This is a genomic window from Caballeronia sp. A2-2 (assembly GCF_057612605.2).
Genome location: NZ_CM173618.1, coordinates 450130 through 468646, shown reverse-complemented (window position 1 = coordinate 468646; position 18517 = coordinate 450130). Strand labels below are relative to the sequence as shown.

Sequence of the window (18517 nt, the reverse complement as noted above, 5' to 3'; positions counted from 1 at the left end):
CGCAATCAGGAGCAGACGGGGCGCGCAGGGACGGCGGTGCTGATGCAGTGATTCGGGGCAGGAGTTCGTCGAGCGACGTGGCGCCATTTCAATTGCCGCTCCACTGAAAATTCCGCTTATCGAACGATGTTCGCCGCGTTACGGCACCGCCTGGTCTGCGCCTGGTTGCCTTTGGCTGGCCTCAGTAGCGCCAGAAAATCGCAATTGCTATTCCGCCGAATAGCAGCCACTTTACGATGTAGTACACGATCCGGTTCCACGCCTTCAGACGCTTGCCGACGATCCGGATCGAATACAGATATTTGAACGCGCGATTCAGACCGCCGGTACGATCACCAGTCTCGTTCGGCGAGGTCGCCGCGCGCATCAGGAAGCCGCCTACCACGTGGTTGAACGCCTGCGCCCATCGGTATTTCATCGGCCGCTCGATGTCGCAGAATAGGATGATGCGGTCCTTCTCTGTTTTGTTTTCGGCCCAATGCAGATAGGTTTCGTCGAAAACGACTTCCTCGCCGTCGCGCCATGAATAGCGCTGGCCGTCGACGATGATCGCGCAGCTGTCGTCGTTAGGCGTCACGAGTCCAAGGTGATAGCGCAGCGATCCTGCGTATGGATCGCGGTGCAGCGTAAGCACGCCGCCGGGCGGCAGCATGGCGAACATCGCCGCCTTTACCGTCGGAACCTTTTGCAGAATGGAGACCGTGTTCGGACACTGTGCGACGGCGGACGGATGAGGGCGGTCATACCATTTCAGGTAAAAGCGCCGCCAGCCGCGCCGGAAGAATGAGTTGAAGCCGATGTCGTTGTACGCGCCGGCCGCCTGAATCTTGCTGGCTTCGTGAAGTGCGATGGCCTCGGCGCGGATGGTTTCCCAGTGCGCCTTGATCTGCGCGAGTTCGGGAAAAAGAGAAGGCTCGAGGAATGGTGTCGACGGCACGCGCGAGAACAGGTAGACAAAACCGTTCAGCGGCGACATGAAAGTCGAATGGTCGGAAAGCTGGCGGAAGAATCCGTGCCGAACCCTACCGCGCCAGTGAGTGTAGGCAGCGCAAGCGATAAAGATCGACAACATCACCCACCGCATGGTTTCTCCCTTCGCAGCTCGTCTCTCGCTTAGCACAGCGTTTCGAAATTATACGAACCAATGGCGGATGCCTGCTTGGACGACGGCGGGGCAATTTCCTGGGCAGGATTTGCGCGTCCTAACCAGATCAAGACGTAGGCGCACGTGAAAACTCTGCCGAAGCTGTGGGTGCTGATGACCATTGGGACGTTCCAGCCCGCATCCAGCACGGACTCCATGATTGCCAGCTTCGTTGATGTGTCATTCGGCGGCGCGCTTACCTGACGCGCTCCAGTCGCCGCCAAGGGCGATAAGCAGACTGACGGACGCGATTACGCGTCGCGCGTCGATCTGGTCTGCCGTTTTTTCGTTGCTCAGGGCGATCGTCTGTGCTGTCACGACGTCCAGATAACTCACGGCGCCTGCCTGAAACCGGTTGTTGGTGAGCTTGAGCGACAGCGCGGCGGCATCGGATGCGCGGCGCTGGCTTCGGGCTTCCTCCGCGAGCGCGGCTAGCGCGGTGAGCTCGTCTTCGACCTGCTGAAATGAGGTGAGCACGGTCTGGCGATAATCGGCGGCAACGCCTTCGTATTGCGCGCGTGCATCGGCGAGCGTCGCGGACCGGCGGCCGCCGTCGAAGATTGTTGTCGCCAGTTGAGGGCCGAGCGACCAGAAGAGACTCGGCGCGGTCAGCCATGGCGCGAAGAACGTGCTTTCAAGGCCGACGTTCGCGCCGAGCACGAGGCTTGGAAAGTATGCGGCGCGCGCCACGCCGATTTGCGCATTGGCGGCGACGACACGCCGTTCCGCGGCGGCGATGTCTGGGCGGCGCTCCACCAGTTGTGAGGGCAGCGCCACGGGAATCGACGGCAATGCAAACGGTTGGACGGCCGGCGCAATGGAGAAGGTCGAAGCCGGCTCTCCGACCAGCGTTGCGATCGCGTGTTCAGATTGCGCTCGTTGCGAGGCGGCTTCCGTTGCCTGCGTGCGCGTGCTTTCGAGTTGCGTCTGGGCCTGCGCGACCGCCGAGGCGTCGATTGCGCCGTTCGCGAGTTGCTGATTCAGCAGCTTAAGCGCAGCCGAATACGCATCGATCGAATCGTCAAGAAGCTTCTTCTGTGTGTCCAGGGAGCGCAGGTTGAAGTAGTCGATGGCGAGCTGGCTCGTCACGGACAGACGAACCGCTTCCAAATCGGCCGCGCTTGCATCCGCGTTGGCTTGGGCACTGAGCGTTGCATCGCGGATTCGACCGAAGAGGTCGGGCTCCCACGATGCCGACAGACCGACGGCATAGTCCGGCACGGTCTTTCCGGCGAGCGATTTCCCTTCCAGATTCGCCGATGTCCGTGTGCGATTCTGGCTGAGGCTCGTCGAAATCGTAGGCCAGAAACCGGCCCGCTGATAGTCGACCATCGTTCTCGCCTGTTGAAGCTGAGCGACGGCTTTCTTGAGCGTTTGGTTCGATACGTCGACGCGCGCTTCGAGCGCTTCGAGCGTCGGGTCCCGAAAGAGCGTCCACCACGGACCGCGCGCCTGCTGATCAGACGGCGAAGCCACAGACCAGCCGGGCGCGGACGCGAAGTGCGCGGGCACGGCGACTTCGGGCGGCCGATAATTCGGAACAGTCGAACACGCCGCGATAAATACGCAAGCCAGTCACCCTCCGCCATTCCTTCGTGAATTAGTGAGGGTAGAGACGATGAACAAGTTGATGAGTGCTGTGCTGGCGGCCGCGACCGTGATGCCGTGCGCAGCTTTCGCGCAATCGGCGCCGGGTCACGTGACGCGTGCGCAAGTGCGAGCAGAACTCGCTCAGGTAGAAGCTGCGGGCTATCGTCCGAGCACGCACGACGCCGGGTATCCGCAGGCGCTGGAAGCCGCCGAAGCAAAGGTCGCCTCGCACGCTGCATATGGCGGCGCGTATGCCAACACCCAGGCAAGCGGCGATTTCAACAACAGTGAGGCATCGCAATGATGCGATGGACCGCATACGCGAGCGCTTTTGAGCCTCGTTTGCGCGCTGAGCACAGTATCGCACGACGCCTTTGCTCGCGATCACGGCCCGCGCTTCGCCAGCTCTTCCTGCAAACCAAACTAACGCATTTAGTTTTCGAAGGACCGATCGTGAAGAAGACGCTTTTGTTGCTTACCGCTTCTTTAACCGTTGGCGTCGCAGTCCATGCGCAGGCGCAGACGCAGACGCAGACGCAGACGCAGACGAGCGGCCTCACGCAGGCCGAGGTCAAGCAACAACTCGTTCAAGCCGAAGCGCAAGGTCTGCTGCCTTCTAATGGAACGAACTATCCCCCAAGCGCGCGCGCCATCGCGCGCAATAAAGCCACTTTTGCCGAGCAACATGAAAGCAAGGGTGCAACGGCCTATGGCGGCGTCGACACGCAGACCAATAACTAAGCGGGATGGGTGCGACACGCAAGGCGGCGCGCCGCAAGCGCCCGCCCGTCGCGCGGATATCGTGCGCTGCACGTCAACAGGTGCGAAGCTGTCGCAAGGCTTAACACCGATCGAGCATTCACATCAGACTGCGTCTGCGACGCGACGCCATGCGCATAAGGTGAATGCTGCAGGCGGCGTGGGTGAAATAGCTCGTGCGGACGGCTGAAGCCGGCCACCGATCTATCGCACCCTTTCGCCGGGCGGCAACCCGACGCTCGAGATGCTGATCGCGCTGCTCAAACGGGCGAGATGACCTTTTCCTATCGAAATGAGCGAGAAAACTGTACCCGGATGGCCGAGTACCTCACGCGGGAGGGGTAGCTGTAATCCGACTGGTGTTTGATAGACGGGGTATGTCGCCGACCACAGGATCGAATGGCCGCTCTAGGGAACCTACGCCTTAGGAAGGAATGATCCGCTCGCGCTTTAGTTTATTGAAGAGCGCGAAGAACGCATCTTGAGTTGACTGATAATCAAGGAAACCGGCTTTTCGGCTCTTGCCCATGTCAGTCAGCACTTCCATCGGACGCCCGAGATCGGCGTCCGTATGCCACCACGACACGAGCTTTTCTATAGCCGGTTCCTTCAGTTGGTAGCGGCCCGCGATGTCCGCCCACTGCCTGTCCGCATTCTGCATGCGATGTTCAAGCGGACGCGTTTCACCGTCGAAAGGCGCGGGCTCGATGCCGAAATACTGCGCGAGTTGTGACCACATCCACTTCCACCGGAACACGTCTCCATTGACGACGTTGAAGTCCTCGTTGCGCGCGGCGGGCGTAGTGGACGCCCACTCCAGATGCCGCGCAAGCAGGCGCGCGTCGGTCATATCCGTGAGATAGTTCCATTGAGCGGCCGAACCCGGAAACATGAACGGCTGCCCCGTTTCCTTGCACAGCGTTGCGTAAACGGCGAGCGTGACGCCCATGTTCATAGCGTTGCCAAGGGCGAAACCGATGATAGTGTGCGGTCGGTGCACGCTCCAGCCGAAGCCATATTGACGCGCGGCTTCGAACAGCCGGTCTTCCTGCTCGTAATAGAAATTATCGACCGGTTGCCGTCCTTGTTCCTCGCGAAACGGCGTAAGCGGGACGTTGCCTTGTGCATAAGCTTCAAAAGGCCCCAAGTAATGCTTGAGACCCGTGACGAGCGCGGCGTGTTCGAGCTTGCCCGATGGACCGAGCGCATCCAAGACATGGTGGACCATTGCGCCGTTTACTTCGATGTTCTCGCGCTCGGTTGCCTGTCGCGACCACGCGGTGAAGTACACGTGCGTGAAGTGCTGACCTTGCAGCGCATCCGTGACAGATTTTGAGGAAGTGAGATCCGCGGTAATGGACTCGACGCCATCGGCCACTTTCGTGCGTCCGCGTGAGAGACCCGTTACATGCCAGCCTCCGGATGCCAGCAGATGTTGCGCGAGATTGCCGCCGACGATGCCCGTCGCGCCGATGATGAGTGCCCGTTTTTTCATGAAGATCGATGTCGATAATATTAGTGTTGGCAGGAAGAATCTGCGAATGCTCGCTTTCGCCAGCGGAAGCGGACTACACGATAGGAAAGGTCCGGCTGTCGGGCCGTATGCCGTCGAAAGCACATGTCAGCAGGCGATGCACCGCTGCATGCGAGAGGGGTCTGGGGTTGTAGTACGGAGTCTGCATCGCCACCGTGGCGGCGGCATCGATGTCGGTCAAACGAAGCCCTAGCGCGCCGAGAGACGCGGGGGTACCGAGCGAGCGGCCAAGGTCGTGCAGGGCGGCCGCTGGTTCTCGCGTTTCCAGCGCCTTGCACAGCCGTTTGTGTGCGTCTGGTGCGGAGGGCAGATTGAATGCCATCGAATAGGGCAGCATGACCGCATGCGTCTCCGCATGCGGCAGATTAAATGTTCCGCCGAGCGTGTGACACAGCTTGTGATGCAGCGCCATGCCGACACTCCCCAATACGGTTCCGCACAACCACGCACCATACTGGGCGGCTTCGCGTGCCGCGGTGTCGTCGGGCTGCCTGACGATACGCGGCAAGGCATTCGCAAGGCTGCGAATGCCTTCTTCGGCGAACAGCGACATCACGGGATTGGCGTCTTGTGCATAGAGCCCCTCTGCTGCATGCGCAATCGCGTTGAGCCCGCTCGTCGCCGAGAGCGACGCGGGCAAGGTCAGGGTGAGGCACGGATCGTAGATTACGGTGCGCGGTAGCACGCGATAACTCTTGCCGGTTTTCTTCTCGCTCGCCGAAGTCATTCCGTAGATAGGCGTAACCTCGGAGCCGGCATACGTGGTCGGAATCGCGAGAATCGGCAGCGAGGTTTCGAGCGCAATGGCTTTCGCGAGTCCGAGCGTGGAGCCACCACCCGCTGCGACAAGTCCATCCGCGCCCGCTGCGAGCGCGGCCGCGACCCCCTCACGCGCGGTTTCAACGGGTACATGCATGACGGCCCGATCGAATATGTCGGCGCAGCGCTCGCCTGCGAGCTTGCGCACGCGATCAGCAAGAAAGCACTGCTCGGGCGTGCACATCACGAGCGCGCGCCGGATGCCCAGTTCGTCTAGCTCAACGGCGAGGCGCTCGATCGCCCCTGTGCCGAAGACGATGCGACCGGGCCGGCTGGTGTAGGTGAAGGAATTCATGAGGATTGACTCAGAACGAAGTCGAACGAGAGCGTGCTGAATGGCGTCGTCATCACCGTGCCGTCGGGCGCCTTGCCGCAATCGTGACGGATCCAGGGCGCGATCAGCGACGAACGCACGCCGAACACGGCGTCCGAGTCCAGGTAAGGATCACCGTCTCGGAAAACGTGCGTGACGAGTCGGTCATAACCGGGCGCCGTAATCATGAAATGCAGATGTGCCGGGCGCCAGGGATGTCGCCCCAGCGCCTTGAGCATGCGTCCGACCGGACCATCGTGCGGAATGGGATAGGCCTCTGCCACGATCGACCGAAAGTGATAGCGGCCATCGGCAAGGCTATGCAGCACACCTCTTGCGCGATGCGTCTCGGCGTCACCTGTCTGGACGTCGTAGAAGCCATCGGCATCCGCCTGCCAGACTTCGATGCGTGCACCGCTCACCGGCTCGCCGTCTTGGCCGCGCACGACACCCGACACGAAGCACGGTTCGCCGCGCGCGCCGTTAGCCACGTCGTCGCCGTTACGATATTCCGGCGCATTCTCGACGAAGAACGGGCCGAAAACGGTCGCTTCCGTGCAGCCATCAGGCTTGCGATTCGCCATTGCCGTCACGAGCATCGACAGGCCCAGCGTATCTGACAGCAGAATGAACTCCTGACGGCGGTCGTCAGTGATATGACCGACGTCGGTCAGAAAGCGGATGCCGGCTTCCCATTCGCGTTCGGTCAGACCGACTTCGCGAGTGAAGGCGTGCAGATGCCGCACGAGGCTCGTGACGATTGTCTTGAGCCGTTCATCGGGTGCATGCTCGTGGCGTGCGAGTACCGCATCCGTGATGGTGTTCTCGTCGAGGTTTTGCATGAATCGATTAGGTTGATATAACTAGCGGTTGTCGACGCGCTTGAGGAACGGACGGATATCAACGCTGCGCCAAATTGCGGCCTTGTTGAAAGGGTCGTTGCTGTTAAAACGCATGACATCCTCAATCTCGTCGGCTTCGAACAGAAAGAAACTGCCAATCATCGTTTCCTCATCGCCTGCCAGCAGCGGGCCCGACATGACCATCTTGACGGGTGAGGTGGTCAGATAGGCCTTGTGTTCTTCGTAGTGGGCAAGGCGGCGTTCGACCATGTTGTCATGGTCGAGGCAGTAGACGGTGTAGTGCATTCCAACTCCTGGTTTAGATTAAGAAAGTCAGCGACAAATTCCGGCCTGCGCCTCGACAGCGCGCACAATGGAAAAGAAATCCAGATCCGCGCCATCTCCCGCGGCGTAGCGTGCGAACTGCTCCCGTACGAGCGCGGCGGCTGTCATCGGTACGCCGGCGTCCGCCCCCGCATCGACCACGAGTGACATGTCCTTGAGCATTTGCCGCGACGAAAAGGCAGGGGAAAAGTCCCGCTTCTTCAGCGGATCGAGTTTGTATTTGACGAGCGGGGACGCCGCGACGCTATCGCCGATCACCTCCAGCATCTCGGCCCAGTCGAGGCCGCCCTTTGTGCCGAGGGTGAGCGCTTCAGCCAGCAGCACGGCCGTGGAGCCGACGAGATGATTGATGGCGAGCTTCAGATAACGTGCCTGCTGCTCCTCGCCGACGTAGTACTGGCGTGCCGACATGGCCTGGAAGACGGGCAACGCGCGGCCGTACGCGTCTCGAGGGCCGGATGCGAACACGGTGAGCTGCGCCTTCTCTGCAAGGACGGTGCTGCCCGAGACGGGCGCGCAAATATAGCCAATTCCGCGCTCGCGCGCCGCGTCGCGAACTTCACCCGACGCTGTGGGCGATACCGTGCTCATGTCGATATAGACGGCGCCCTCGGGTGCGTTTTTGATCACACCGTGTGCGCCGAACGCGACCTTACGCAATACGGCGTCGTCGGGGATGATCGAGAACACGAGCGGGACCGAACGCGCGACGCTGGCGAGGTCCTCGGCGCCGCGGGCGCCAAGCCGAACCCCTTCGTCAATGCGCGCTGGGTCGACGTCATAGACGGTCACGTCGAAGCCCGCGGCGAGAAGATTGCGCAGGATTGGCGTGCCCATCTTGCCGAGGCCGATCCAGCCGATCTGTTGTGCGTTGTGTTTCTCTTGCGTTTGGGGCATGTCGTCACCGTACTTGGGGATTGATGAGGATTTTCATCTTGTCGCTGCCTTTGTCGCTTAGCACGTCAAAGCCTTTTTCGACGACATCGTCGGCATTGATCAGGTCGTGGATGAGCTTTTCCACCGGAAATTTGCCGTTCGCAATCATGCCAATGATGCGCGGCCAGATGGTCACGGGGTAACACCACGTTCCCTCGATTCGAATGTCCTTCAGCGACCATTTCATTGGGTCGACTCTGGCTGTGCCGACGTGCAGACCTGCCTGGACCACGGCGCCCGCCGAACGCACGGCATCGACGCAGGCGTTCAGCGCATGCTGGTGGCCCGCGCATTCAATCGCAACGTCGACGCCCACGCCTTCTGTCAAATCGCGAATCTTTTGCGGCAGGTCGCCGTCGGAGGGGTCGAAGATTTCAGTCGTGACGCCAAAGCCGGCCATCTTTGCGGCGCGCGCCGCGTTGGGTTCGCTGACGAAGATCTTCGTGGCTCCCGCTCCGTGACAGGCGAGGGCAGCGAGCACGCCGATCGGGCCCGCCCCTGTAATCAGCACCGTCGAGCCGACCGTGACGCCGCCCCGGTCCACGGCATACAGCGCGACGGCGGCTGGCTCGATCAGCGCACCCTGCTTGTCGCTGACGGTGTCGGGCAGGCGATTCGCGTGATAGTCGTTGAGCACGGTGTATTCCGCCATCCCGCCGCCGTCCCAACTGAGCCCGACGCAACCCATCTTCGTGCAGAGATGGCGCATGCCGCGCGCGCAGTAGTAGCACTGACCACACGATGCGAGCGGCATCACCGAGATGCGGTCACCGCGCTGCACATTCTTCACGTCCTTGCCGACTTCGACGACCTCCGCACTGAACTCATGACCGAGAACCTGAGGCGCTTTTGCTCCCGTCAACGCATGCGGCTCGGTCGGCACGACGATGGGACCCGCCTGATACTCGTGCAGGTCGGTTCCGCAGATGCCGCACCACAGCGGTTTGACGATCATCTGGCTCGCGCCCATGCTCGTCGGGTCGGGGACGTTCTCGACCCGGATATCGTGCGCACAGTGAAAACGCACTGCTCTCATATTCGACTCCTTGGTTAGACGGGCCATTTCGAATGGCCTCGTATGGATCTGGAAGATTCAGCGTTGCCGGCGGCTCACGTAGCACGCGGATGCGCCGATGATGATGACGCCCTTGACGATGATCTGCGCCTGCACGGGCATGCCGATCAGCAGCACGATGTTGAAGACGATGACGAGAATGGCTGCACCCGCGAGGCCGCCCAGCAGCGAGCCGCGGCCGCCGGAGAGCGCGAGCCCGCCCATCACAGCGGCGACGATCGAATCGAGTTCGAAACCGCGCCCCACCCAGTTGTCGACGATGCCGACATAGCCTGACAGGATCAGTCCCGCCAGCCCCGCAAGCAGCGCACTAATCACGTAACACGCGATACGCACGGTGTCGGGGCTCACGCCGACCAGTCTCGCGGCAACGGCGTTGCCGCCCACCATGTACACGCGCCGTCCGAACGTGGACAGATGCAGCAATGTGCCGAACACGATAGTGCACACGAACAGCAACAGCACGTTGACGGGCACTGCCGCGATCGAGCCTGTTCCCATCACGTGAAAAAGCGGTGGTACGTTGCCGGAAGGCGCGCCCTGCGTGTAGGCGAAGCGCAGGCCGTCGAGCACGACGGCGGTGGCGAAGGTCGCGAGAAACGGCGACACCTGACGCTTCGTGACAAGCAGGCCATTGAGCAGCCCGGAACCAATGCACAGTACGAGCGTGACGCCAAACACAGCTGGCGCCGAATGGTTCGTATCGTCGAACGCAGTGGCGGTCACGGCCGCCGTCGCCATCACAGAGGCCACGGACAGATCGAGTCCGCCCACGAGAATCACGAACACCTGGCCAATCACGACGATGCCAAGCGGCGCGAACTGCACCAGCATGTTGACGACGTTATCGGCACGAAGGAAAGTGGGCGACCACGCGCCCGAAAGCGCAATCAGCACCACGAGAAACAGATAGATGCCATAGCGCTGTATGACACGCAGCGACAGCGTGCGCAACGGTGTGGCTTCGCTGCGCGGAGCAATCGAGTTCATGCGAGCCTCCGTTTCTGCTGAACGTTGACGCAGACGGCCGCGATGATCGCGATGCCCTGCACGATGAGCTGATACTGGGACGGCACGCCGGCAAAGTTGATCAGGTTGTTGAGCATGCTGAGCAGGTACACACCAAGCAACGTGCCGACGACGCCGCCGCGCCCCCCGCTCAGAATCGTGCCGCCGACGACCACGGGCGTTATGGATGCAAGCGTGTAGTTGGCGCCGAGATACGGCTGACCCGAGCCGAACTGGGCGGCGAGATAAATGCCCGTGAGGCCGGCGCAGAGGGACGAGAACGTGTAGACGGATAGAATCACCCGTTTGCGCGGAATGCCCGAGAGCGTTGCCGCGTTGTCGTCGTCGCCGACGAGATAGACGTACCGGCCTAGGCGCGTATTGCGCATGAAGTACGACACACCGGCATAAAGAAGCAGCACGACGGTGGCGGTGACGGGCACGTTGGCGTAGCGTCCATAAGCCAGCGCGTCGAAGCCGTCCGGCACGCTGCCTGCGGGGCCGTTCGCGTAATACAGGATGCCGCCTTGCAGAATGGCACCCATACCCAGCGTGATGATCAGCGGATGCACACGCAGCGAGAGCACGAGCAGACCATTGGCCAGTCCCACCAACGCAGACAACGCAATCGCGGCCGAAATCGCCGTGCCCCAACCGCCGTGGGTCGCATCGGAGATGCCGGATGTGAGCGTGGCTGTCACGCTGATCAACGAACCAACGGACAGATCGATGCCGCCTGTTAGAACGGCCAGCGTCTGCCCCAGCGCGACGAGCGCAAGGCCCGTCGCCTGCTGATGGACGTTCAGCAGATTGGACAGCGTGGAGAAGCGGTCGTTGACGCTTGTGCCCGTGACGAACAGCACCGCGATCAACACTGCGACGATGAATGGCGCTGCGTTCGGTGCGACGTGGCGTCTAATGAGCGTACGCATGAGCGCCTCCCGTCTGCGTGAGCTGCGTGCCGCCCGTCGCGAGCGCCATGATGTCGTGCTCGGTCATCTGCTGGCCGCTGACTTCGCCCGCGATACGCCCTTCGCGCATCACCAGCACGCGGTTGGACATGCCGATGACTTCCTGTAGCTCGGAACTGATCATCAGGATGCCGAGGCCGCGATTCGTCAGTTCGCGCATGAGGCGATAGATTTCGGCCTTTGCGCCGATGTCGACCCCACGGGTTGGTTCGTCGAGAATCAGCACGCCGGTGCACACGCGTACCCATCGGCTGATGAGTACCTTTTGCTGGTTGCCGCCCGACAGCGTTGCGACGCTGCCCGCCGGTCGGGCGCCTGCGATGCCGTATTCGCGGATGGCATCCGCGCCTGCCGTGCGCTCTTCTTTGGCTCTCAGCAACCCGAAACGGGACACGCGTCGTAGGGTAGTCGCCGTGACGTTCTGCGCGACGTTCAGGTACATCAGCAAACCTTCGGATTTACGGTCTTCCGTGACGAAGCCGAGACCGAGGCGAATCGCCGTTGCCGGCGTCATACGCGTATGGCGCGTGCCACGCACTTCGACCGTGCCGCGTGCGGGCAGCGCGCCGAACAAGCCGGATGCGAGTTCCGTGCGGCCCGAGCCGACCATACCCGCGAGCCCGACAATCTCGCCAGCGTGTACACATAGCGACGCGTCGAAGACGCGATCTCCAACGTTCAGACCGTCGACCTTCATGAGCACCGTGCCGCCAGGGGGCAACGTAGGCTTGGGCGGATAGATGTCTTTCATTTCGCGGCCGACCATCATGCGCACGAGATCGGCGCGTGTAGTTTCCGACACTAGCTGTGTACCGATCTTGCGGCCGTCCTTCATGACGGTCACGCGGTCGCACAGTTCGAAGATTTCGTCGAGTCGGTGCGAGATGTAGATAATGGCGACGCCTCGCTCGCGCAGCACGCGCAGCCGTTCGAACAGAAGTTGCACCTCCTTGCCGGCGATGACGGCAGTCGGTTCGTCGAGGATAAGGACGCGTATCTCGCTCGCCATCGCCTTTGCAATCTCAACCATCTGCTGGCTCGCGACAGAGAGCGCGCCGACCCGCTCGCGCGGATCGAGTTGTACGCCGAGCTCATGCAGCAGCGTCGCGGCGCGCTCGTTCATCTTGCGGTGGTCGATCGTGCCGAGCCGTGTGCAAGGTTCGATCCCCGCGAAGATGTTCTGCGCGACGCTCGACTGCGGAAACAGCACGAGTTCCTGATAGATGATGTGAACCCCGTGCGCCTTTGCGTCTGCGGGGGACTTCCACGCGACGGGCTGACCGTCGAAGCACAATGCGCCCTCGTCTGGCAGATACACGCCCGCGAGCACTTTCATCAGTGTCGATTTGCCCGCGCCATTCTCGCCGACCAGTGCGTGAATTTCTCCGCCGCGTACGCCGAAGCTCACGTCATCAAGGCTCTTGACGCCAGGAAACTGCTTGACGATGTCGCTGACCTGGATCACGTCGGGCGGTGGAGCGCTTCCACCTGAAAAACCTATTATGTTCGCGTTCATTTTTCACCCGGCAGCTTGATCTTGAACGTCGATGGGTTGTAGTCCGCTCCCATGCCGCCGTCGATGATCTTGTCGGGCGGACCCTTGGCATCAACCACCTGATCGATGTACTGGTCGGGATGCGGCACTGATGCTGTCTCGTCGCCGCGCGTCAGCGCGATCTGCGGGCTGATCTCGAAGATTTTCGGCAGCGGTTGGCCCTGCAAAACCTTGAGCGCGACATCGAGTGACGTACCGCCCATTGAAGGCGGATAGCCAATTTCAAGCATCGGAATCTTGTATTGCAGCGCCAGTTGCAGCGGACCGTTAAGGTCGGCTGTCGTGTGCGGTGGAATTTCGCCGGGCTTGAAGCCCGCCGCGAGGAACGCTTCGATCGAGCCTGCGACGGGCAAGCCGTGCGCGCACCAGACGGCATTAATTGAGCGCCCGTATTTTGCGATCATCGCCTGCATCTGCTGCTTGGCCTTTACGGGGCTCCAGTCGGAGTAGACCGTGTCGAGCACTTTGATGCCGGGATATTGCGAGAACACTTGGTGCGCGGCCGCTTCACGGTCGGCGCTAACGCTTGAGCCCGCCTGGCCCGCCAGCATGATGACGTTGCCCTTGCCATGCAGCTTCTCGACGATCCATTGCGCCCACACGCGGCCCATCATCGCATCGGATCCCGTCACGAATGATACGAAGTTATCCGATGAAATGCGCCGGTCAACCATCACGACGGGAATGCCCTGTTTCATCGCGCGCGTGACAACGGGGTCGAGCGCCTTTTGCGTGTTCGCACTGACGATGAGCAGGTCCACGCCGCGCGAGATCAGATCCTGAATGTCGGCGGCCTGTTTGGCGTCGTCCATGTTCCCGTTGGTGATGAGCAATTGTTTGATCTGGTCGGGATGGTCTGCCGCAGCTTTCATTAGCGAGTGTTGCATCACAACCCGCCAGCTGTCGCCGAGTCCCGCATTGGAGAAGCCAATAACATATGGCGGCTTCTTCTTGAACTTCGAGGTATCGGAGAACGGAATCTGCACCGCCGGATTGAACAGGAACGTGCGCGCGGCGCCAGTGTAGTCTGCTCGAGCGGCGCAGGAAGCCGTCAATGTGATTGCTGCAGCGGCAAATATGCTTGCGCGCTGAAAGCGGGTCGAACGACGCATGAGTGTCTCCGTAAATGTTTTAATATCCGTCGGGGGAGCCGCGCGTCGTTGTACCGACCTTCCAACGAGTCTAGCGGTCAGACGCACCGGTTAGGGCTTCGATGGCCTGCGTTGCCGCCGCTTCGGACACGGCGTGCTCCCCGACGGCGTCAATTTGGCACGGTTGTCGGAGCGCATCTAGCAATTGGCATTACTAGTAATGGCAGTAACAGGGAAAGAGTGAGGAGACGAAACATGGAAAAACAGCAGCGTCTGAACGAACTGGCCGATTTCCTAAAGACGCGTCGTGCACGTCTTCGGCCCAAGGACATCGACTTTCCAAGCGGCACGCGGCGCAAAACACCAGGACTGCGCCGCGAAGAGGTTGCGGAGCGCGCAGGTATCAGCGTGACTTGGTATGCATGGCTCGAACAGGGCAGGGAAGTGAATGTCTCGTTTAAGACAATCGAAAGCCTGGCAAATGCGCTGAAGCTCTCGCCGCACGAGCGCACGCATCTGTTCGAGCTCGCCAACCATTACACGCCGCCTGGCCCGTATCCGATTGCGCAAAACGTGACGGACACAGTTCGTCGGATGCTCGATCAGCTTGGCAACATGCCAGCATATGTCGTCGACGGCAATTGGAATTATGTGACGTGGAACGAAGCGGCTGTACGGGTGTTCGCCGACTTTCGCAAAATGCCCGCAGGTCGCTGCAATCTGCTGTGGTTCACGTTTCAGCAAGACGGCGCGCGTGCGCTTTTTCAGGGCTGGGATGCCTACGCGAAATGCGTATTGGCGCAGTTTCGAGGCGACTATATTCTTCGGCCTTCCGGAGAGGTTTTTCTGCGTGATCTCGTCGAAGAACTCAGCGATACGGATGCGGACTTCTGCCGCTGGTGGGCGGAGCATGAAGTGCTCAAGCGCAGCGACTGGCGCAAGGTGATCGAGCATCCGGTGGCAGGGTTACTCGAACTCGACGCCCTATCGCTGGAAGTGCCTGATGCGCCGGGGATGCGCATCATGGTCTACACGCCGGCGCCTTCAACGGATACTGCTCAGCGTATCGAGGCGCTGATGAAAGCCAGCAATGCGGCTGCTATTCCTGTTCACGCTGCAACCGTACTTGATACGTTCCGGAAGTCTCGAGTTTCCAAATCGGGGCGCAGTGGATAGCTCCTTGAGGGCGAGCTCTACTGTTTTCGGCGTGATGATAGGAAGCCAACGCTAAGAATGGGCACGGCGACGCGCGGCGCATACGCCTGCCCGTGACACGGACTCCCGTCGTATCGCTGAGTAAAGCCTGTCTCGGCGGGTCGAATGAGGTGGGACGCGTACAAGCCTTGATTGCTGTCGTGTTAATAGACTCTGGCATGTCTTGCTGGGCTGCGGAGAAACGTCAGAATAGCGCAGATCAAGTGGTGCAAAATGCCCCACCTTGCGATTAGCACGCGCAATGCTTTGCCGTATTTTCGGTCGGTACCATCACTAACCAATTTTTGGAAGTGAGGCCGTCGTAAATGCGATACACGCCATCGAATGAGGCAACGAGAGATTAGAGAAGTGCACGATCTTTCATATACTTTCGCTTTCGTGGTTTCGAAGGGACGCTCATGTGGCAGACGCAATGGCACCAGGTGCCGGATTTTCTGGCGCAGATCAACTGGCCGGACTGGATTTCCGTTGTCGCGACGTCCAGTGCAGTAAGTTCAATTGTTGTCTTGCTCATGCAAGGTCTTCGGAACAGATTTTCACGCCGACGTGAACGTGGCGACGCAGCGCTTGAGGTCGCGCTCTCGCTCGAAGCCTATGCACGTGCGTGTCGCGCCATGATACATCGAGCCGAGTGGGCACGAAGCGCCGGGGAGGGCAATGGGTTCGAGCGCGATGGCATCGAGCGCGCGGGTCATCAAGAGATGATGGCGAGTGTCATGCTCCCGCCCTTCCTCTTTCCCGAACGGATCCAATGGCAACGCTTCAGCCGGCGCGTCGTGTCAGATTTGCGGGATTTTCCCGCGCGAATTCATACGGAGCGGGAGGAACTGTGCGTATTCGCTGACTTCGGCGATTCGATCGGTCTTTATGATGAAGTGAACCTTGCAAGCGCGAGGGCAGCGCGCGATGCCTTAGCGTTGGCGCGGGAAACGCGGAAGAAAAACGGCTGCGTGCCGTGGCGTCCCGGCGCCAAGGATGCAGATCTTAATTGCGAACTCGCAGCGTTGATCGCGCGCGCGGAAGAGCGTCGGCAGGCGCGTCCAAGTCGTTCGTCTGCGACTTCTATAAGTGACGCGGGCACTATCTCGACCGTCAGGGAGACAGTTCGAGCAAGCGGATGCCCGTGACCTGAAGACATTGCGCTTGGTGACCACCAATCCAAACAAGGCTGAAGAACGACCGAATGTGTTTCACGATGATGAGACACCTGTGTACAAGGGCAAGTCCGTCGAATGGCCTACGCTGCTGCCATGGTGCAGGCATTAAATTCTTTTGGATGATCGATCGGTCGCTGTGCCGTGCAGGGGTGCACGCGTAAGCGTCGGGACAAAGTAAGAGGACGGGATGAGTTCGTCAGAGATTTCTCGTATTAGAGAGCGGTCAAAAAGCAGAAAGAAGTTGAACGAGATCTACGATGATTCGATCAACGCATATTTGATCCATTACTCATGCGAGTCGTTTTACGTAGCTCCAGGGCAACCTGCGGTAGGCGGATCGACTCGAGTCACATCTATCGCCGTTCGAAACTTGAAATCCGCCCAGACAAAGACATGGTCAATACACAAATCGGCCGAGCTGAAGGGGCAATTACCGGCTTTGACGGCGATTCTTCCTGCTGCCGGCGCGGCCGCCGCAGCAGCTGCTGCAGCAGCAGGTCCGGGAGGGTCCGCAGGCATTCCTGCAGGGGTGCTTTCGGCGACTCTTGATCCGTTCGAGCGAGACATGCTCGATGGCTACTTTGATTTTTTGTCGAGAAACACCGACAGCACGTTCATTCACTGGAACATGCGGGACGACAACTACGGATTCTCCGCGCTGGAGCATCGATACCGAGTGCTCGGCGGGCAACCGACGGTCTTGCAGGATCATCGCAAGTTTGACTTGGCCCGAGAACTCGTCACGTTGTACGGCCTGACGTACGCACCCCACAAATCACCGAGCGGCCGAAAAGGCCGGTTGATGAGCATAGTCGAAATGAACCGTATTTCGGACGTTGATGCTTTACAGGGCGCAGAAGAAGCCGAAGCCTTTGTGAACGGTGAGTACTTGAAACTGCACCAGTCGACCCTTCGAAAGGTCGATATTCTTGCGAATATTTTTGACCGGACACACGATAAAAGTCTAAAGACGAATGCGACCTTCACTGACAAATACTTCGTGCATCCGATAGCTCTTGTCGAACTTGTAAAGAATAACCCCGTTGTTACTGCGCTGATATTTATTTCAACGTTGGGCGTAGCGTTTCTAAACTATCAAAAGATCATCTTCGGCTTAGCACATTGGGGCCATTGAGAATAGCCGTTGCGCGCGTGCAACCACGCCAGAGACAAGGAGGAGTCAGCCATACCGCGGACTGTTTTTGTCTTCGTAACATGCGTTTAATCCGCGGTGTCGCTGATTGCGGGAATAAGGGGTTGAGCCAGCGCCATTTCAATAAAAACGCGCATGGCATCAGTGACGTAGCGCTGTTTGTGTTTCAGTAATAGAAACTCTCGTAGATACGCAGGTCGGTCTACAGTAGCAAGGGTTCCCGCGCGAAGCGACGCGGCGGCGACAAGGCGCGACATCACTGTCGCACCAGCGCCAACCTCTACCGCAGTCCTTATTGCTTCGTTCGAAGGTAGTTCCATGCCTACCCTAAGTTTTGAAGCATCGATACCGAAGCTTTGTACGAACTTCTCAAAAACTCGGCGTGTGCCTGATCCTTTTTCGCGCAAGACCCAGTCCGTTGATCGTAGGTCAATCTCGGAAGGCGAGAACGCTGGATTAGCCCATGGATGGCTAGGAGCAACGACTATAATGAGCTCGTCGCGGGCAACTGTTCGGATCTCCACGGCGTCGGCATCTATCTGGTCTTCCACAAAGCCAAGGTCCACCATTCCATCATTTATCTGGCGAACGACATGATCTGTATTGCTAATTGACAGTTTCAATACAATCCCGGGGTACGCCTCCCGAAAGCGCTGCATTACCATCGGCATCCAATAATTCGCAACTGTTTGGCTCGCTGCAAGCGACAGAGTCCCACGACGCAATCCGGCTAGGTCCGCTAGAACGTTCGACGCAGCTAGTGAGCGCGCTAAGACTGCTCGAGCCTCTACGAGGAATGCCTGTCCCAGGTCGGTCAAGACGATGCTTCTGCGTATGCGGTGAAACAATTTAACGTCGTATTGTGCTTCCAACGCAGAAATAGAACTGCTCACTGCGGACTGGGACAACGCTAACATGTCGGCAGCGCGAGTCACATGCTGCTGCTCGGCTACCGTGACAAACACGCGAAGTTGATCGAGGGTCATATAGTTCGGAAGTTGGGTGCTGGC

Annotated in this window: 18 protein-coding genes and 1 pseudogene; 5 read left to right on the top strand and 14 right to left on the bottom strand. The window is 59.9% G+C overall.

The features are described from left to right. Positions 1–181: 181 nt before the first annotated feature. The 3 genes and pseudogenes from lpxO to ACZCWR_RS25695 all read right to left on the bottom strand — a co-directional run. A complete protein-coding gene (gene lpxO / locus ACZCWR_RS25705; RefSeq protein WP_487305844.1) occupies positions 182–1084 on the bottom strand; it encodes a lipid A hydroxylase LpxO in 903 nt (300 codons plus the stop codon). A 29-nt stretch (positions 1085–1113) separates the two neighbouring features. Further along, entirely contained in the window at positions 1114–1302 is a 189-nt protein-coding gene (locus ACZCWR_RS25700) for a hypothetical protein (protein ID WP_488876523.1), read from the bottom strand. A gap of 22 nt (positions 1303–1324) precedes the next feature. After that, positions 1325–2704: pseudogene (locus ACZCWR_RS25695) on the bottom strand (efflux transporter outer membrane subunit); the annotation flags it as partial. Between the two features lie 58 nt (positions 2705–2762). Between ACZCWR_RS25695 and ACZCWR_RS25690 the strand changes: the two are divergent. Continuing rightward, the gene (locus tag ACZCWR_RS25690) at positions 2763–3038 is read left to right on the top strand and encodes a DUF4148 domain-containing protein (RefSeq protein WP_487305843.1); all 276 of its coding nucleotides are present in this window, start codon (positions 2763–2765) and stop codon (positions 3036–3038) included. 149 nt (positions 3039–3187) lie between these two features. Next, positions 3188–3475: a DUF4148 domain-containing protein gene (locus tag ACZCWR_RS25685; RefSeq protein WP_487305842.1), complete on the top strand. Its 288-nt coding sequence runs from the start codon at positions 3188–3190 to the stop codon at positions 3473–3475. Between the two features lie 442 nt (positions 3476–3917). Here ACZCWR_RS25685 and ACZCWR_RS25680 read toward each other — a convergent pair whose 3' ends face one another. The 10 genes from ACZCWR_RS25680 to ACZCWR_RS25635 all read right to left on the bottom strand — a co-directional run bounded on the left by ACZCWR_RS25680 (position 3918) and on the right by ACZCWR_RS25635 (position 14090). After that, positions 3918–4988, bottom strand: a complete 1071-nt coding sequence (locus tag ACZCWR_RS25680; RefSeq protein WP_487305841.1) for an SDR family oxidoreductase — start codon at positions 4986–4988, stop codon at positions 3918–3920. A 73-nt stretch (positions 4989–5061) separates the two neighbouring features. Continuing rightward, positions 5062–6141 carry a maleylacetate reductase gene (locus ACZCWR_RS25675; RefSeq protein ID WP_487305840.1) on the bottom strand — a complete coding sequence of 360 codons (1080 nt, stop codon included), beginning with the start codon at positions 6139–6141 and terminating at the stop codon, positions 5062–5064. Next, complete coding sequence (locus tag ACZCWR_RS25670) at positions 6138–7001, bottom strand: intradiol ring-cleavage dioxygenase (protein ID WP_487305839.1); 864 nt, start codon at positions 6999–7001, stop codon at positions 6138–6140. The genes ACZCWR_RS25675 and ACZCWR_RS25670 overlap by 4 nt, the downstream gene beginning before the upstream one ends. Positions 7002–7022: 21 nt before the next feature. Continuing rightward, positions 7023–7307: a YciI family protein gene (locus tag ACZCWR_RS25665; protein WP_487305838.1), complete on the bottom strand. Its 285-nt coding sequence runs from the start codon at positions 7305–7307 to the stop codon at positions 7023–7025. 27 nt (positions 7308–7334) lie between these two features. Beyond that, the gene (locus tag ACZCWR_RS25660) at positions 7335–8243 is read right to left on the bottom strand and encodes an NAD(P)-dependent oxidoreductase (RefSeq protein ID WP_487305837.1); all 909 of its coding nucleotides are present in this window, start codon (positions 8241–8243) and stop codon (positions 7335–7337) included. A gap of 4 nt (positions 8244–8247) precedes the next feature. Continuing rightward, entirely contained in the window at positions 8248–9318 is a 1071-nt protein-coding gene (locus tag ACZCWR_RS25655; protein WP_487305836.1) for a 2,3-butanediol dehydrogenase, read from the bottom strand. 57 nt (positions 9319–9375) lie between these two features. Next, entirely contained in the window at positions 9376–10347 is a 972-nt protein-coding gene (locus ACZCWR_RS25650) for an ABC transporter permease (RefSeq protein WP_487305835.1), read from the bottom strand. Further along, the gene (locus ACZCWR_RS25645) at positions 10344–11297 is read right to left on the bottom strand and encodes an ABC transporter permease (RefSeq protein WP_487305834.1); all 954 of its coding nucleotides are present in this window, start codon (positions 11295–11297) and stop codon (positions 10344–10346) included. Before ACZCWR_RS25645 ends, ACZCWR_RS25650 begins: the two co-directional genes overlap by 4 nt. Then, complete coding sequence (locus ACZCWR_RS25640) at positions 11281–12801, bottom strand: sugar ABC transporter ATP-binding protein (protein ID WP_487305833.1); 1521 nt, start codon at positions 12799–12801, stop codon at positions 11281–11283. The genes ACZCWR_RS25645 and ACZCWR_RS25640 overlap by 17 nt, the downstream gene beginning before the upstream one ends. 47 nt (positions 12802–12848) lie before the next feature. Continuing rightward, positions 12849–14090 (bottom strand): substrate-binding domain-containing protein, encoded by a 1242-nt coding sequence (locus ACZCWR_RS25635; protein WP_487305832.1) that lies wholly within the window; start codon positions 14088–14090, stop codon positions 12849–12851. A gap of 147 nt (positions 14091–14237) precedes the next feature. Here ACZCWR_RS25635 and ACZCWR_RS25630 point away from each other — a divergent pair, with 147 nt between their 5' ends. From ACZCWR_RS25630 to ACZCWR_RS25620, 3 genes are all read left to right on the top strand, one after another. Then, positions 14238–15158, top strand: a complete 921-nt coding sequence (locus ACZCWR_RS25630) for a helix-turn-helix transcriptional regulator (protein WP_487305831.1) — start codon at positions 14238–14240, stop codon at positions 15156–15158. 437 nt (positions 15159–15595) lie between these two features. Then, positions 15596–16324: a hypothetical protein gene (locus tag ACZCWR_RS25625; RefSeq protein ID WP_487305830.1), complete on the top strand. Its 729-nt coding sequence runs from the start codon at positions 15596–15598 to the stop codon at positions 16322–16324. 271 nt (positions 16325–16595) lie between these two features. Beyond that, positions 16596–17489 carry a hypothetical protein gene (locus ACZCWR_RS25620; RefSeq protein WP_487305829.1) on the top strand — a complete coding sequence of 298 codons (894 nt, stop codon included), beginning with the start codon at positions 16596–16598 and terminating at the stop codon, positions 17487–17489. Positions 17490–17575: 86 nt separating this feature from the next. On the opposite strand, the gene ACZCWR_RS25615 is transcribed toward ACZCWR_RS25620, so the two are convergent. Then, on the bottom strand, positions 17576–18493 hold the full coding sequence (locus ACZCWR_RS25615) for a LysR family transcriptional regulator (RefSeq protein ID WP_487305828.1): 918 nt from the start codon (positions 18491–18493) through the stop codon (positions 17576–17578). Between the last annotated feature and the right edge of the window lie 24 nt (positions 18494–18517).